Here is a 15301-nt window from a genome sequence, read left to right on the forward strand (position 1 = left end):
ATCAGAAAGTGATCGATCGATGGCAGCGAACCGCGCCCCCGAAAACCCCTATTTTGCCGCGCGCCAGGAATGGAACGAGCGATACGGTTCCTATGTGCAGGCGGCCGCCGCGTGGCGCATTGTCGGCGTTCTCAGTTTGACCATGGCCGTGATCGGCTTCGGCTACGCCATGTATCTCAGCACTCAGGTGAAACTGGTGCCCTATATCGTCCAGGTCGACAAACTCGGCACGTCGGTCACATCAGGGTTTCCCGAGCAGATCGAATATGCGGATGTGCGGGTGGTGCGCGCCACGCTTGGCAATTTCGTGACCAGCTTCCGCAGCATCACGCCGGATGCAGTGGTGCAAAAACAGTATATCGACCGGACCTATGCGCTGCTTCGGACTTCCGATCCATCGACGCAGAAGATCAATGATTGGTTCCGGAGCAATTCGCCGTTCGAAAAGGCGAAGTCGTCGACGATCGCCATCGAGGTCAACAACATCGTGGCGCTCTCGAACCAGACCTATCAGATCGACTGGACCGAATACGAGCGGGACCGGAAGGGCAAGGAAACCGGCACGCGCCGGTTTCGCGGGATCGCGACTGTGACGCTCACCGCGCCGCAGGACGAGGCGACCATCCGCCTCAATCCGATCGGCCTCTACGTCCGGGATTTCGACTGGACGGCACAGCTTTAAGGGCAGGGGAATTCACATGGACAGAATAGGATTGATCGCGGCCGTCGGCTGCCTAGCCGCACTCGTTTTTGCGAGCGGCGCCGATGCGCAGAGCATGACAAACAATGAGGTGAAGGGCACCAATATTTCCAGGAAGTGGCGTGGCACGCCCGGACTGGTGACAACCGGGCCCGATGGCAAGGTCATTTTTCTCTTCGGCGAAACGCAGCCCTCTGTCGTCTGCTCGCCCCTGCAGGTCTGCGATATCGAACTCCAGGGCGGTGAAATCGTCCGCGATGTTCTTGTTGGGGACACTGTGCGATGGAAGGTGGAACCCGCTACCTCCGGCGCCACCGGAGGCCAGGCGATCCACCTGATCGTCAAGCCGTCGGAAGCAGGTCTCGTCACCTCTATGGTGGTCACAACGTCGCGGCGCACCTATCACATCCAGCTCAAGTCACATCCTAGCCAGTACATGGCCCGCATCGGCTTCGCATATCCCGAGGATGTCTCGACGAAGCTTGCCGATATCAATTCACGGCTCGAGACCGGCGGCATCCCCGGCACGGCACCAGACAAGCTGAACTTCTCTTACTCAGTGAGCGGGAGCGCGCCCTGGAAGCCGAAGCGGGTCTATTCCGACGGCACGAAAACTTACATCCAGTTTTCGAAGTCGATCTCAGGTCAGGATGCACCGGTATTCTTCGTCGTCAGCGGCGGTCAGAACCGCATCGTGAACTACCGGATGAAGAACGACATGATGATCGTCGACTATGCCGTCGACAAGGCGATCCTCGTCTCCGGCGTGGGCTGGCGCAAGCAGAAGATCACCATTCGGCGGGGAGGCTGAGCCATGCGCAAGCATCTCGTTGTCTTCATCATCGCCAGCTTTCTCACCGGATGCCAAACGGCTGAGGATGGATTGGACCCTAACTCAGACGCCGCGCCGGTGTCCGGGCCCGCCGCAAGTGCCATCGCCGGCGACATGGCAAGCCGGCTTGCCGAGCAGATCGGCCCCGCGAGCTCGACGACAATCAAGATGGAAAAGGACACATCGGATTTTGCGACGGCACTCGAGGCCGCACTGAAAGGATGGGGTTACACGGTCATCACCGACGGAAAGCTCGGAAAGGACGTGAAACCGGTCGAACTCGCGTACTCGATTGATGGCGCTGACGGGCAGGTGCTTGCGAGGCTCTCAACGCCTTCAATCGCCCTTGGCCGGGCATATACCGCAACGCCAAGTGGCGCCACGCCGGCGAGCCCGCTGTCAATCATGCAGCGCAATTGAGGGAGGCAAGCATGGTTCAGTCCCTCCAGCTTGGTGCGCCTAATCAGGCCGACGATCAAAAGGGTATGCGCCGCCTCAACCGCCTGCCGATCATCATCGCCATTGTGATCATCGCGCTGTTTGTCGGGGTCGTTGTGATCGGCCTGTCGTGGCGCGGCCTCCCGTTCAACCGCGGCGATGATATCGACAGCGCCTCGAATACGCCGGCAACGAACTTCGGCGATCAGCTCAAGCGCGGCATCACCGACGGCATCATTGGCGAGCCGGTTGAGCGTGAGTCCTTCCAGCCAACCCCCGCCGTCGAGCAGAAGATCGAGATGGAAACACCGGTTGTCGATCCTCGGCCCGCAGTGCGGGAAGAGCGGCGTCCGAGACTCGAATCGGAGGAGGAATGGAGGGCCCGCCTGAAGCGAGAGCAGGATGAGCAATATATTCGCGAAGCTCAGCGTCAAAGGATGGCCCGCCTGCAGGCGCGGGCAACCGCGCTGGACTCCCCGTTGAAGGTGGACATTTCCGATGTCGAGAAAACCGCCAACAACTCCACAGACACGGGCCGGCAGACGACGACTGCGACAGCCAATAATGCATCGGACCTCTATGCCGCCGCCATGAAATCTGGTCTCATGGGCGAGACCGTTGACCAAAATGCCCAAGGTTCGAAGGAGGACTTCTTCAATCAGGACATCAAGGATCTCGGCTATCTGCCGAACCAGGTCGTGCCGCAGATGTCGCCCTACGAGCTAAAGCGCGGCTCCGTCATTCCCGCCACGTTGATCACCGGCCTCAACTCCGACCTGCCGGGACGCATCAGCGCGCAGGTCAGTCAGAACGTCTATGACAGCGCCACCGGTTACCGGCTTCTCATCCCGCAGGGGGCCAAGCTCTTTGGCCGCTACGATTCCAAAGTCTCGTTCGGCCAGGAGCGCGTCCTCGTGGTCTGGACTGACCTCATCTTTCCGAATGGATCCACCCTGCAGATCGGCGGCATGGCCGGCACGGATGCCGAGGGATATGGAGGCTTCAAGGACAAGGTCGATCGCCATCTCTGGCGCACCTGGAGTTCGGCAGCCCTCGTCGCGTTGATCGGAACCGGGATCGACATGTCGATGCCGGAGAGTTCGACGCTTGCGACGCAGGAGACGGCCTCCGATGCGGCCAGGCGGAATTTTGCGGAAAGCTTCGGTCGCGTCGCCGAGCAGACGATCTCGAAGAATCTGAATGTACAGCCGACAATTCAAATTCGCCCTGGCTACAAATTCAACGTGCTCGTCGATCAGGACATCATTTTTCCGCAAGCTTATCGACAGTCGCAACTGTAATGAGTTCTCTTATCATTGCAAATTGCTCCAAAAAATACTCGCGGCGATAGCGAATGCCGCAGCATGTCGGCTTTTACCGCTCTCAGGGGTTGCATTTAGCGACTAGCTCAGCGATTCTATGGTCGCTAACCCGAAAACGATAATCACTGTTACGGAAAGAAGCATGCAGGAAAACGAGCATTCGACCACCTATCCCGACGCTTTCGGCGCGATGAAAAATGCGGCGACAGTGGCGGCCGCTTTGGATGAATTCCAATCGCACTATCCCATTGATTTCGTCACGTTTCATCTTGCGAGAACAATCGTCGACAGCGTTGACGCTCCGTTCGTGCGAACCACCTATCCCGATAGCTGGGTTTCACGCTATCTGCTCAACGACTACATAAACGTCGATCCAATCATTCGAGAGGGCTTTTCTCGACAGTTGCCTTTCGATTGGCGCGAGATTGATATTTCCGAGACTGCGCAAGAGTTCATGGTCGATGCCGAGCTGCATGGGATCGGCACCAACGGAGTCTCTGTCCCGATTGTTGACAAATCGAGGCGTTCGCTCCTCTCGATCAACTCCCAGAAGAGTGATGAAGAATGGACGTTGATCGAGCGCCAATTTTTGCCAGAGTGGCTTGAGCTTGGATTTCTTCTGCATCGCAAAGCAGTGTTCGAACTCCACGGTGAGAACGATCCCGTACCTGCGCTCGGATCACGGGAAATCGAGTGCCTTCATTGGGCCTCGCGCGGCAAAGATAGCAAGGACATTGGCAAGATTCTGGGACTATCCGAGCATACGACGCGCGGCTACCTAAAAGCTGCACGCTACAAGCTGGGCTGCCCCACGCTGTCGGCCGCAATAGCTCATGCAGTACACCTAAACCTCATCACGCCTCACGTTGGTACCCCAAGTTAGGGGTATCGGTTCGGGGGATTTATCTCCTCGCATTCCCATCGCATGGTCGAACGACGGCACGAACATGGGAGAGTGAGATTGAATGACGCGTTGAGGAATTTGATCGATACCGTTGAGGCGTCGCAAGACGAGGTATCGATCAAAATGGCGTTGCGTAACTTTGGAGCCGCATTCGGGCTCGAGAGATACGCTTACCTCGAAGCGTCAGGCGCGGAAGTTCGTACATTCAACAACTATCCTAAAGAGTGGCAGGAAACATATTTATCGGGTCACTACTCACGTATAGACCCCGTTGTCACTGAGGCGAAGCGCCGACGTGAGGCATTTGGGTGGACTGCAGATAATTGGCCGGCGCGCGGGATGTCTGACCTTCGAAAGTTCCGAGAACAAGCCGTGGATCATGGGCTGAGGAGCGGCGTCACGATCGGGACCGACGGCAGCTTCGGCTCGCACCTGATGTTGACGTTTGCGACTTCCGAAGCAAGAACCGACTTGGTTGAAATGCAGCAGACATTCCAAGCCTTGCAAGCGTTGCTAGTCGTTCACTACCGGCTGCGGTTCATAGCCGCGAGGACACAGCTGGCGCCGAAGCGAACGCTATCACCGCGCGAAATGACGTGCTTGCTTTGGGCGACGAAGGGAAAAACTGCACCCGAAACGGCGATGCTTACCGGAATCAATGCTAGAACCGTGCAACACTATCTCGACAAGGCGCGTGAAAAGTTTGACGCCCAGTCCGTGCCGCAGCTCGTCGCCATTGCCAAGGATCGCGGCTTGGTCTGACGTTTATTCGTCACTCTCAAATGGCACGTCCGGAACGTAGCCGAGCGCGTCCAGGATCTCCGAGAGCTCCTCATGCTGGATTTCAGACTTCTTCTGACGCGCGATGTATTCGTTTTGAAGAGCTTGAAGCACCGAACCGGGAATCGACGGATCGTCGCTTGCGTGCGCCCACTCGTCATATACGGCTTGGTCGGCTGCGAGGAGCCGACGGTGTTCGCGGATTGCCGAAATAGCTAGCGCCTTCAAGTCCGATTTTCGCGCTGAACTGTAACGAAGTTGTCTTCCATTTTTGTCGTCTGCGCCGGATGAGCTGGCGTCCTTCATCCCCGTCTCCTCAAATTGCATACTGTGACATCAAGACCCGAGCTGCATACGCTCGCGATTAAATACCAGCTCGTCACAGGATGGGAGGGAGTTCATATTTTGAGCGCCTCAGCACGCGCACGAAAGGAACTTTCTGCTGCTGCTGCATCAGCTTGATTCGTCAACGGAATGTCTTTGTAGAAATACTCCGTGGTGAAATACTCTACAAGCCGATGCTCTCTCGATCATGGAGATTCGAGAGGTATTCGCACGAAATCTGAAAGCCGCGCGGCTCGCCAAGGGACTGTCGCAAGAAGAGCTTGCTTTTCGAGCAGAGATCGATCGTACCTACATCAGTTCCCTGGAGCGCAGCATATACAATGCGAGCATTGATGTGGTGGATCGCTTAGCAGCGATTCTGGAAGTAGAAGCGTCTGATTTGCTGAAACGATCGCCGGACAAGAAGTGAACCTTCCTTGCCGGCCTGACGAGCTCGTAAGATCGAAAAGATCGGTCGATCTTTACGGGGGACGTCACCTGCATTATATATTCTCCACAAGGAGAATAATTATGAGCAGCACATCACACGCCTACACGCCCGCCGAGGCGGCGGCTGTCAGCGAGATCGCTGTGAAATCGGTGCACAATGCGATCGACAAGCGTATCATCGAGACTCATCTCGTTGGTAGCAGGGGTCGAGCACTCACCGATGAGGATTTGCTTCGGTTGAAGCTCTGGTACGGCGTCGGATCGATCTTGTCTGCCGAGCGCCGCAAGCGCTTATTCGATACGATCGACCAGAACCCGAATGCCGAAACTGTTAGGGCAGACGACTATCTCATTATCGACGTTGCGCGGGCACGAGAACAACTGGCCGCGCGGGCCGAGGCGCTTCGAGAAGCCGAACGACTGATTGAAAGCGTGAAAGGGGTCGTGGGCGGTGAGCCGGTATTCAAGAAAACCCGTGTTCCCGTGCGAACGATTGCCGCGATTAAGACCCAAGGCGCAAGTACAGCGGAAATCGTCGAGGGCTATCCTTCGCTCACCGAGCGCATGGTGGAACTTGCCGAGATCTGGGCTGCGGCCCATCCTGCCAGAGGACGTCCGCGGAAGCTTTCGGAGCAGGGCCTGAAGGTGAAATCCGTGAAGCGCCTGAGCCTTCGGAACGAAAACGTCTTCAAACCGTCTGGCTCGACCTCTTGAAATTTCTTATCGATGAATGCCTTCACACGTCTCTCGTGGCCGTGGCTCAAGCGCACGGCCACGATGGCTTCCATGTGAACTGGCTGGGACTGAGCGGCGAAGCAGACTGGGATCTGATGCCTCGGATCATCGAGGAGGATTTTACCTTCGTAACGAACAATGCTCGCGACTTCCGGAAGCTGTACGCGAAAGAGGAATTGCATGCGGGCCTGGTGATCATTGTCCCGCAGGTGCTTCCCGCGCAGCAACGAGAATTGTTTGCCCTCATACTGCAGGATTTGGCGGGAGAGCAGGCTATGGTCAACGAAGTCATCGAAGTGATCCTCGATGGCGAGGACGCTGTTCTCACGCGCTATTCGCTTCCGGAGGCATAGCGGCCTTCCCAAGGAGATCATTGTCCTCCAATCCTTGATAGGTCGATCCGCATTTCTGCCGATCCAACGCTTTCGCCTTTCTCGACGCTTTCAGTGTTTGCAGCCGCAGGCGGTATGTCCACGCTGGCCTTGCCCTGGTCTGCCGGCAACATGTTGTCGATCGTGACGCCTTTTTCGGGATTGTCCGCCTGGAAGACACTCACGCCCTCGAACTCTCCACTCTTCCAGGCATAGACGGCATCGTCGAAGATCTGGGGGAAGACGTCGTCGCTCTTCGGATTGCCGTACCACTTGGCAACGATCCGCAAGACCTTGGCGAACATCGCCGTTCCCTTGCGGAGGTTTTCGCAAGGATCGACGAGATCGGACTTCAGATCGGCGGCGTCCTTCACGCCAACGCCCGCCGGAAACTGCGTCAGGCCGACGCGAACGACAGCCTGGCCAACATACTGCCGGACGATCGCCATCGCTTCGTCCGGCAACGCCGCCTTCGGAACGAGGATCAACCGGCCACCAGATTTGACAGTGACGGCAAGGGGATCGTTCGCGCCAGCGGCGGACACGAACTGCTCGACGATCGCGGGCTTCAGCGAGGGGTCGGCGCATTGTTGAATCAAGGCAGCATCGAGCATGAGGGCTCCTTGGCACTCAGGTGTTGAAGGAAAAAACGACGGGTTTGTCGAACAGGCGCGCCCAGGCTTGCGTGCTGGCGCGCTGGATGGCGACGATAGACGTCCCTTTGGTCCACCAACCGTTGCCGACGGCGATGATGACGTCCGGCTCCTGCAGCATCGACTGCAGGACGGGCCAGACGATCAGCTGCTCGTAACAGATCAGCGGTGCGATGCGTCCGCCGGCAACGGTCACGACGGGGTTCGAAAAGAAGTGCGCCCGCGCGCCGCCACTTGCCCCAAGCAAGGGACGCCAAGGTTGCCACATCGAGCCTGGCACCGGCATACGTTCGCGATAAAGGAGCCGAGCGGCGTCGCCAGAGATGGCGATCAGAACATTGTCGTATCCGCCCGCATCGATAACTTCCGCGCCGGCGATAACGGTGGCGTCAGTTGCCTGCAAAGCTCGCACCCATAGCCGCTCGACGGTCGGCGTCCAGAAGCCAAGAGCGCTTTCGGGAAGAACAATGGACCGGGCGCCACCGGATGCCCGATCCGTCACCGTGGCAATCAGATCACGGTGACGCTCAATGCTGGTGTCGCGCCCCAGCGATGCACCCATTTCGAGGTCGACCCCCTGCCAACCTTCCGGTAGTTTCGGTTCGTCCCAGGTTGCGGCGGACCAGATCCAAAAGCCTGCCAGGAGAATCGCGACAGCTGGCCACATGCGGGTTACGAGGCCCATGAGGCCGGCTGTAGCGGCAGCCAGTCCCCACCATCCCCATCCTGGAAACAGTACGCCTGCAGCGGCGATCGGATGAGCCCAGCCGGTGATGCCGAATGGCGGAATGGCCATCAGAACCGCTGCCAGGAGATAGCGACGCGGACGAGCACCCGTCTTCTTTGTCCAGAGGACGGTATGCACGATGACGAAGCCGGCGCACGCACAGAGCCAAAGCAATAATCCGGGCAAGAGGTCCGAGGAATAGAAGGTCGCTACGCCCTGCGGCAATCCCCGGGATGCGGCCAGGAAATAGCCGGCCGAGACAACCGCGGCCGTCCGCCTCGTTCGCGCAAGCGCCCAGAGAAACGGAAACGCGAACGCGACCGGGAGTAGCAGTACATAGCCACTCCATCCCACCGTTCCGGCGACGATCGAAACGGCAATCAAAGCGGTGGGCTGGAGCTGCTCACGGCGCATAGATGAGCACCGGTTGCGCCAGGCCAAGGATTCCAGAGGCGGGCAGGGGCCCGAAATAGCGGGAGTCATAGGAGCCCCTGAACCCTGAATGGAGATAGACGCTTTCGTCAGGCACGACTCCGCCGGCAAATGGTGTCATCGGCCGGCCGTTGCCGTCCCGATCTGCTAAATCGGAAGACGCGATCGCACGCCCATCGATCGTCACGCCGGCGCCGATTTCGACACGCTGCCCGGCGACTCCGATGACGGTCTTGATGAGCGGCGCGACGCCGCCCGGGCAGGTGCCGGCGCGGAGATAACCACGCTCTCTCGCCTCCCGCATTTCTGTCGTTTGCGGGGGGCAAATGAAGACAAGGTCCCCGGCAGCAGCCGGGCGATCGAGCGTCACGATACGCCAGAGACCGAGGGGTTCGCTCGGTGTTAGGTTGATGCGGAAACCGCCGACGATTGCGGCAGCAACACCACCGCCAACGATGGATGCCGCCAGGGCCAAAAGCACGACTGCGTGCGCCCTTTGAGCGCGTCGCGTCCCAAACGCAAACACGGATGTCTTCATTTGAGCGAGAGCCCCTGGCTCTTCGCCTGACGCAGGGTCTCCGCCTGTTTCAGCGCCTCGGTTGTGCGCTCATGCGCGGCGAGCTGCTGCACCGTCCGCATCGAATTCCACGCCGCTTGCACCTCAGCTTTCTGTCCGGCTGTCATTCCCGAAGTGACGGTGTTGAAGGTCTGCCCGTTGGGGTCCTTTGCAGCAAGCGACAGGAAGGTCCGCTCGCCGAACCGCTCCGATACCGCCTTGGCGAAACCCTCCAGTTCCGCCTTCACCATTTTGTCGGCGAGCGCATATCCGAGACCGGTGGGCAGATCGTTCCGGTCGATCGCGTCGCGAACGCGTTCCAATGTTTGTTTTGCGTTTGGCGACAGTGCGGGAATATCGATCGAGACCTTCAGGCGGACGGCACGTTCTTCGACCTCGAACTTGCGTTCCGCCTCCGCCCGCTGGCGCAGATAGCGCTCAAGATTGCGGGCCAACGCCGGCGCGTTCGTTTGTGCCTTTTCTCGCTCCTGCTTGTCGGCGCGGCTGGAGAGTATCCCGGTCTTGCCCTTCAGCGCGCCGAAGTGTTCGGGCTCCGATCCGATCTTGGCTATCGTTGACTTCGCAACGGTCTCATCCTTCAGCAACACGTCGACATTGACTGCCTTAAACGCGCTTTCCGGCTGGGCGTAGACGAGGTGGAAGCGGGTCGAGACCTCCTCCCATTGCTTCTTCAATCCTGGATCGGCGGCGACCTTGTCCTCGATCGCCTGGTCGACGGATTTGGCGAAGGTTGTGATGCCCGAGACCATCGGCTTTGCCTCCTTGATGTTGTTTTGACTTGGGGACTGCGCGGCGCCACGAACGAGCCCGAGCTTGCCGGCAACCGCAGCAAGGCGGGCACCGAGATTGGCAAGTTTTTGCTTCTGACTGACGACCCATTCCAGCCGGTCGCGAACCAGGGTCAGGGCGACGTTGACGAGATGCAGACCACGGGCTTCGGCAAAACGGAGCGCCTGGCGGTAGAAGTCACTTTTCTCGTAATCGAGAGTCGTTTCCTTCGCGTTCCTTCGCGACAGAATCGGGATCAACCCACCGTTCTTGGCGAAGGATCTACGACCGTAGTAGACGGCCAGGTCCTCACGATGACGGGTCATGGCGACATAGGTGAGATGGCGGTCGAGCGAAAGGGAGGCGAGCACCTTGACCTGGTCGACCGTCGCCCCCTGGCTCTTGTGGATGGTCGTGGCATAGCCGTGGTCGAGGTTGTCGTAGAAACGCTGTTCGACCACAACCTGGCGGGAATTCTCCCCATCGCCGATCCGCGCGGTGATGCGTCCCGGTCCCACTTCCACGACCTTCGCCAGCATACCGTTCTTGACGCCGAGCGATCCCTCGTTCTTCAGGAAAACGATCTGGTCGCCGACGGCAAAGTTGCGTTCGCCATCGGCGGTCTTGAACATGGTTCCCTGGTCGAGAACACCGCGTTCGATAAGCTTGATGCGCGCCATCTGGTTGAGCATGCGCACGTCGCGGCGCAGATGAGCGAGGATCAGCGACGTCTTTACCGGATCGTAATCGCGGTCCCAGGCGGTGATGAGGTTGTCGACCGCGTCGGCTTTCAGATCCGATCCTATTATCTTGCCGTTGGCGCGGTAGGCATCGAGCGCGCTACCGACCTTGCCGCGCGCGAGATCGAGCGAGGCGTCACGCATCCATTGCTGGCGCTGGCGATAGATGGTTTCGAGTTCGGCATAGCCGATCCGATCGGCAATGGCGCGGAAGGCGGCACCTGCCTCGATCGGTTGAAGCTGTTCGGGATCGCCGACGAGGACGAATTTGGCGCCGGCTTTCGTCACCGCTTCGACGAACAGCGCCATCTGCCTAGATGACACCATGCCGGCCTCGTCGAGAACGAACACCGTCTTGCTATCGAGCTGATCACGGCCTTGGTTCCAGCGGAGCTCCCACGACGCAAGTGTGCGCGAGATGATGCCCGCTTCCTTCTCCAGGCCCTCGGCCGCCTTGCCGGCAAGTGCTGCGCCGACGACCCGGTAGCCGGCCGCTTCCCAGGCCTCGCGCGCCGCCTTCATCATCGTCGTCTTGCCGGCGCCGGCGCGGCCGATCACGGCAGCGATCCGCTCAGGTCCCGCCACATGCTCGATCGCGGTTCTCTGCTCGTCAGATAGACGTTCATGACGCGCAAATGTCGCGGCCAGCACCGCATCGCGAACACCGTGCGACGACCGCCGGGACAGCCAGACCGCGCGATTGGCCATCTCGGCTTCGAGCCGGATCATCTCGCGGGTCGTGTACTTCGCCGGCACTCGGATACCGCTGGCAAGGTCGATCCGCTCGCGCTCGATGCGGAAGGTTTCGGGGCAGAGCAAGATCCGCGCCATGAGGCTTTGAAACAGCGCCGCGTCGTCGACGTAACGGTGCAGGATCTTTGCGACGTCCCGTTCGTCAAAGACGCTCTTCTCGCGCATGATCAGCGCAAGCACGAGCTCGGGATTCCTGTCGATCCGCCTGACGTTTTCGCTCCGCCTCGCCTCCTGCAGATCGAGGCGTTCGAGCTCGACCGGCTCGGATGCACCATCGGATTTTCGTTCGATCGCCTTCGTGCCGACGCCGAGATGGATGGTCGGCTCGAGTTCGATCCCTTGCTTCTCGAAGGAGCGGCCATCGACGCGGATGTCGTGCCCGGCGAGAGCCAGGTGCCGGTTCTGGCAGGCAAACCAGCCGTCGCGAAACGCATTGAAATCGTCGATGCTGCCGGCCCAGAGTTCATAGACGATCTTGCCGGCGTCGTTCCGGATCGGATTACCGTCGGGTCCTGTTACTGCGATCTTCTTGGCGCCAAAACCGTCCGCGGTCAGCGGCCGCAAGGTCGTCATGAGATGAACATGCGGATTGCCGGGCGCATCATGGTAGACCCAGTCGGCCACCATGCCCTTCGCCGTGATGTGCTGCTCGACGAAATCCTGCACCAGCGCGATGTTTTGCTCGGCGGTCAGCTCGACCGGCAAGGCGATCGTCACATCCTTGGCGAGCTGCGCGTCGGAGCGCTTCTCGTAATCTTCAACCCTGTTCCAGAATGCCTCGGAAACGCCGGCAACCGAACGATCTGTGATCATCGAACGCAGCCACTCCGGCGCGTCGGTGGGGATGACGAACTCTTCGTGGAGCAGTCCCTGCTTTCGGGTGTAGTCGATGGTTCGGGCTTCGCGGTCGTAGTCCATCTTGGCGCAGTGCCGGTAGGCCGCCGACAGGACGGCGCTGCGGCCTGAGCCGCGGGCGACGACGCTGACGGAGAAATGGGGGACGGCCACGGCGGAACTCTTTCCCGGTTGCGAACGAAATCAACGGGTTCGTCGGGAGCAGCAGGCCCGCAAGGGGCCTCAAGCAAGGGCGTCGCGCCAGCGACGTATAATTGCGCCCTTCGGATCCGCTCCTTCGGAACGGCCGGGATCATTCACGAAAGCATCGCCCTTGGCGATTGTAGGATTCACAGTAGTGCGTTCCGCACTCACCTCCGGGACATTGGGTAGGAAAGACAAGCTTTCTCACCCAAGGGAGTTAGACGGAATGAAGAAGCCATCCTCGAAAATCCGCGACGAAATCGCCAAGCTCCAGGAGCAGCTCAAGGCCGCCGAGACCCGTGAGGCAGAGCGCATCGGCCGGATCGCCCTCAAGGCTGGACTTGGCGACATCGAGATCGACGAGGCGGAGCTGCAGGGCGCCCTCGAGGATCTGGCGAAACGGTTTCGCGGAGGAAAGGTCGCTACGACCGGAGGGAAAAGGGGAGGCAGCGCTGGCGAAAGCAGCGCATCGTCCACGCAGGACGCGGCTGGCGCGGCTGCGGGCGGGACTGCTGAGGCTTGAGCGGATGGCGCGCACCACCACGTCCGATGCCCGCAAGAAGGACACGCGGGAAAAGATCGAGCTTGGCGGCCTGATCGTCAAAGCCGGTCTTCGCTACGAGAAGCGCGCGCTTCTGCTAGGGGCGCTGATCGATTTGCGCCAGCGCCTCAAAGTCGACGAGATGGAACGAGCGCGGCTGATGGCGATCGGCGCGGAGGCCTTCGGGAAAGCCGATGAATAGGATCATGCTCTTCATCGTGCCCGCAGCACTGATGATTGTGGTCGCCATTGGGTTGACCGGGATGGAGCACCGGCTGTCCGGTTTCGGAAAGACGGAAGCTGCACGGCAAACGCTCACTCGAGCCGGGATCGCGCTGCCGTATGTCAGTGCAGGGCTCGTCGGCATCGTCTTCCTGTTTGCGAGCGCCGGCGCGATCCGGATCAAGACAGCGGGTTGGGGCGTGGTCACCGGCGGGGTGGCGACGATCCTGATCGCCGCAATTCGCGAAACGATGAGGTTGTCTGCACTCGCCGACAAGGTTTCGCCGGGTAAGTCCATTCTCTCCTATGTCGACCCGGCGACACTGATCGGAGCTGGGGCGGCGGCGATGGCGTCTTGCTTTGCTCTGCGCGTCGCGTTGGCCGGCAATGCGGCATTCGCCAGTGCCGAGCCCAGGCGCATCCGCGGCAAGCGGGCGCTGCATGGCGAGTCCGAGTGGATGAAGCTGCCGGAAGCGGCAAACCTGTTTTCGGATACCGGCGGCATTGTCATCGGCGAGCGATATCGCGTCGACAAAGACAGCACCGCGGCGCGCGCGTTTCGTGCCGACGAGCAGGAAACATGGGGCGCCGGTGGCAAATCACCGCTGCTCTGCTTCGACGGCTCCTTCGGCTCTTCGCACGGCATTGTGTTCGCCGGTTCCGGCGGTTTCAAGACGACGTCGGTGACGATCCCGACCGCCTTGAAATGGGGCGGCTCCCTGATCGTTCTCGATCCGTCGAACGAAGTGGCGCCGATGGTCTCGGCCCATCGGACGAGCGCGAACCGTGACCTGTTCGTCCTCGACCCCAAAAACCCGGAGACCGGCTTCAATGCGCTCGACTGGATCGGGCAGTTCGGCGGAACGAAGGAGGAGGATATCGCCTCCGTCGCCTCATGGATCATGAGCGATAGCGGCGGCACGCGCGGTGTGCGCGATGATTTCTTCCGGGCTTCGGCATTGCAATTGTTGACGGCGATGATCGCCGACGTTTGCCTGTCCGGCCATACGGAGAAGGAAAGTCAGACGCTTCGCCGGGTTCGCGCCAATCTCTCTGAGCCCGAGCCGAAACTGCGCCAGCGCCTGCAGGAGATCTACGACAATTCGGACTCGAGTTTCGTGAAGGAGAATGTCGCGGCCTTCGTGAACATGACGCCCGAAACCTTCTCCGGCGTCTATGCCAATGCGATCAAAGAAACCCATTGGCTGTCATACCCGAACTATGCCGCGCTGGTTTCCGGAAAGACATTCTCGACGAGCCATCTGGCCGATGGCAACACGGACGTGTTCATCAACATCGATCTCAAGACGCTGGAGACGCATGCCGGCCTCGCACGCGTCATCATCGGCTCGTTTCTCAACGGCATTTACAATCGTGATGGCTCGATGAAGAGCCGGGCGCTCTTCCTCCTCGATGAGGTGGCGCGGCTCGGCTACATGCGGATCCTTCAGACCGCGCGCGATGCCGGCCGCAAGTATGGCATCACGCTCACCATGATTTACCAATCGATCGGCCAGATGCGTGAAACCTACGGCGGCCGGGACGCCGCCAGCAAATGGTTCGAGAGCGCGAGCTGGATCAGTTTCGCGGCGATCAACGATCCGGAAACAGCCGACTACATCTCGCGCCGCTGCGGTATGACGACGGTCGAAATCGACCAGGTCAGCCGCAGTTTCCAGGCGAAGGGATCCTCGCGGACGCGATCGAAACAGCTGGCGGCGCGACCGTTGATCCAGCCCCATGAAGTTCTTCGCATGCGTGCCGACGAGCAGATCGTCTTCACCGCTGGCAACGCGCCCCTTCGATGCGGTCGCGCGATCTGGTTCCGGCGCGACGATATGAAAGCGTGCGTCGGAACGAACAAGTTTCACAGGCTCGACGACACGGCTGAAACCCAACCGATCGAGCCGGCGCGCAGTGCAACGAGCAAGGCCGATCGAGGACAATGAAGAGTATCAGAGAAATCAGCATAGCGACGCCCAAGGGGCGGGATT

The 15301-nt window shown here is 59.9% G+C and carries 17 protein-coding genes; 12 read left to right on the forward strand and 5 right to left on the reverse strand.

All coding sequences use genetic code 11. The annotated features are described in order from the left end of the window. Positions 1–19: 19 nt before the first annotated feature. From GGI60_RS28850 to GGI60_RS28875, 6 genes are all read left to right on the forward strand, one after another. A complete protein-coding gene (locus GGI60_RS28850; protein WP_183934964.1) occupies positions 20–682 on the forward strand; it encodes a conjugal transfer protein TrbF in 663 nt (220 codons plus the stop codon). A gap of 16 nt (positions 683–698) precedes the next feature. Next, positions 699–1511, forward strand: coding sequence for a P-type conjugative transfer protein TrbG (gene trbG / locus GGI60_RS28855; protein WP_183934965.1), 813 nt, complete (start codon positions 699–701; stop codon positions 1509–1511). Between the two features lie 3 nt (positions 1512–1514). Next, positions 1515–1952 (forward strand): conjugal transfer protein TrbH, encoded by a 438-nt coding sequence (gene trbH / locus GGI60_RS28860; RefSeq protein ID WP_183934966.1) that lies wholly within the window; start codon positions 1515–1517, stop codon positions 1950–1952. 11 nt (positions 1953–1963) lie between these two features. Further along, positions 1964–3271: an IncP-type conjugal transfer protein TrbI gene (trbI, locus tag GGI60_RS28865; protein ID WP_183934967.1), complete on the forward strand. Its 1308-nt coding sequence runs from the start codon at positions 1964–1966 to the stop codon at positions 3269–3271. A 163-nt stretch (positions 3272–3434) separates the two neighbouring features. Next, on the forward strand, positions 3435–4175 hold the full coding sequence (locus tag GGI60_RS28870) for a LuxR family transcriptional regulator (protein ID WP_183934968.1): 741 nt from the start codon (positions 3435–3437) through the stop codon (positions 4173–4175). Between the two features lie 78 nt (positions 4176–4253). Beyond that, positions 4254–4958, forward strand: a complete 705-nt coding sequence (locus tag GGI60_RS28875) for an autoinducer binding domain-containing protein (RefSeq protein ID WP_040140168.1) — start codon at positions 4254–4256, stop codon at positions 4956–4958. Positions 4959–4961: 3 nt separating this feature from the next. Here GGI60_RS28875 and GGI60_RS28880 read toward each other — a convergent pair whose 3' ends face one another. Beyond that, positions 4962–5282 carry a transcriptional repressor TraM gene (locus GGI60_RS28880; protein WP_088678682.1) on the reverse strand — a complete coding sequence of 107 codons (321 nt, stop codon included), beginning with the start codon at positions 5280–5282 and terminating at the stop codon, positions 4962–4964. A 226-nt stretch (positions 5283–5508) separates the two neighbouring features. Between GGI60_RS28880 and GGI60_RS28885 the strand changes: the two genes are divergently transcribed. From GGI60_RS28885 to GGI60_RS28895, 3 genes are all read left to right on the forward strand, one after another. Then, complete coding sequence (locus tag GGI60_RS28885) at positions 5509–5730, forward strand: helix-turn-helix domain-containing protein (RefSeq protein WP_040140166.1); 222 nt, start codon at positions 5509–5511, stop codon at positions 5728–5730. Between the two features lie 101 nt (positions 5731–5831). After that, positions 5832–6464, forward strand: a complete 633-nt coding sequence (locus tag GGI60_RS28890) for a DUF433 domain-containing protein (protein WP_183934969.1) — start codon at positions 5832–5834, stop codon at positions 6462–6464. Then, on the forward strand, positions 6461–6838 hold the full coding sequence (locus GGI60_RS28895; RefSeq protein WP_088678680.1) for a DUF5615 family PIN-like protein: 378 nt from the start codon (positions 6461–6463) through the stop codon (positions 6836–6838). Before GGI60_RS28890 ends, GGI60_RS28895 begins: the two co-directional genes overlap by 4 nt. Positions 6839–6855: 17 nt before the next feature. Here the strand turns inward: GGI60_RS28895 and GGI60_RS28900 are convergent, their stop codons facing one another. Genes GGI60_RS28900 through traA form a run of 4 tightly spaced genes read right to left on the reverse strand, consistent with a single transcriptional unit; the run spans position 6856 to position 12514 of the window. After that, on the reverse strand, positions 6856–7470 hold the full coding sequence (locus tag GGI60_RS28900; protein ID WP_183934970.1) for a TraH family protein: 615 nt from the start codon (positions 7468–7470) through the stop codon (positions 6856–6858). Between the two features lie 16 nt (positions 7471–7486). Then, positions 7487–8650 (reverse strand): conjugal transfer protein TraB, encoded by a 1164-nt coding sequence (locus GGI60_RS28905; protein WP_183934971.1) that lies wholly within the window; start codon positions 8648–8650, stop codon positions 7487–7489. Next, positions 8640–9206, reverse strand: a complete 567-nt coding sequence (gene traF / locus GGI60_RS28910) for a conjugative transfer signal peptidase TraF (protein ID WP_051649906.1) — start codon at positions 9204–9206, stop codon at positions 8640–8642. The genes GGI60_RS28905 and traF overlap by 11 nt, the downstream gene beginning before the upstream one ends. Beyond that, positions 9203–12514: a Ti-type conjugative transfer relaxase TraA gene (traA, locus tag GGI60_RS28915; protein ID WP_183934972.1), complete on the reverse strand. Its 3312-nt coding sequence runs from the start codon at positions 12512–12514 to the stop codon at positions 9203–9205. The genes traF and traA overlap by 4 nt, the downstream gene beginning before the upstream one ends. 256 nt (positions 12515–12770) lie before the next feature. Here traA and traC point away from each other — a divergent pair, with 256 nt between their 5' ends. Genes traC through traG form a run of 3 tightly spaced genes read left to right on the forward strand, consistent with a single transcriptional unit; the run spans position 12771 to position 15256 of the window. Then, positions 12771–13067 (forward strand): conjugal transfer protein TraC, encoded by a 297-nt coding sequence (traC, locus tag GGI60_RS28920; protein ID WP_183934973.1) that lies wholly within the window; start codon positions 12771–12773, stop codon positions 13065–13067. A 4-nt stretch (positions 13068–13071) separates the two neighbouring features. Continuing rightward, the gene (gene traD, locus GGI60_RS28925; protein ID WP_088678674.1) at positions 13072–13287 is read left to right on the forward strand and encodes a type IV conjugative transfer system coupling protein TraD; all 216 of its coding nucleotides are present in this window, start codon (positions 13072–13074) and stop codon (positions 13285–13287) included. Beyond that, the gene (gene traG / locus GGI60_RS28930; protein WP_183934974.1) at positions 13280–15256 is read left to right on the forward strand and encodes a Ti-type conjugative transfer system protein TraG; all 1977 of its coding nucleotides are present in this window, start codon (positions 13280–13282) and stop codon (positions 15254–15256) included. Before traD ends, traG begins: the two co-directional genes overlap by 8 nt. Positions 15257–15301: the final 45 nt, after the last annotated feature.

The sequence above is a fragment of the Rhizobium lentis genome (assembly GCF_014200175.1).
In the GTDB taxonomy this organism is placed as follows: Bacteria; Pseudomonadota; Alphaproteobacteria; order Rhizobiales; family Rhizobiaceae; genus Rhizobium; species Rhizobium mulingense.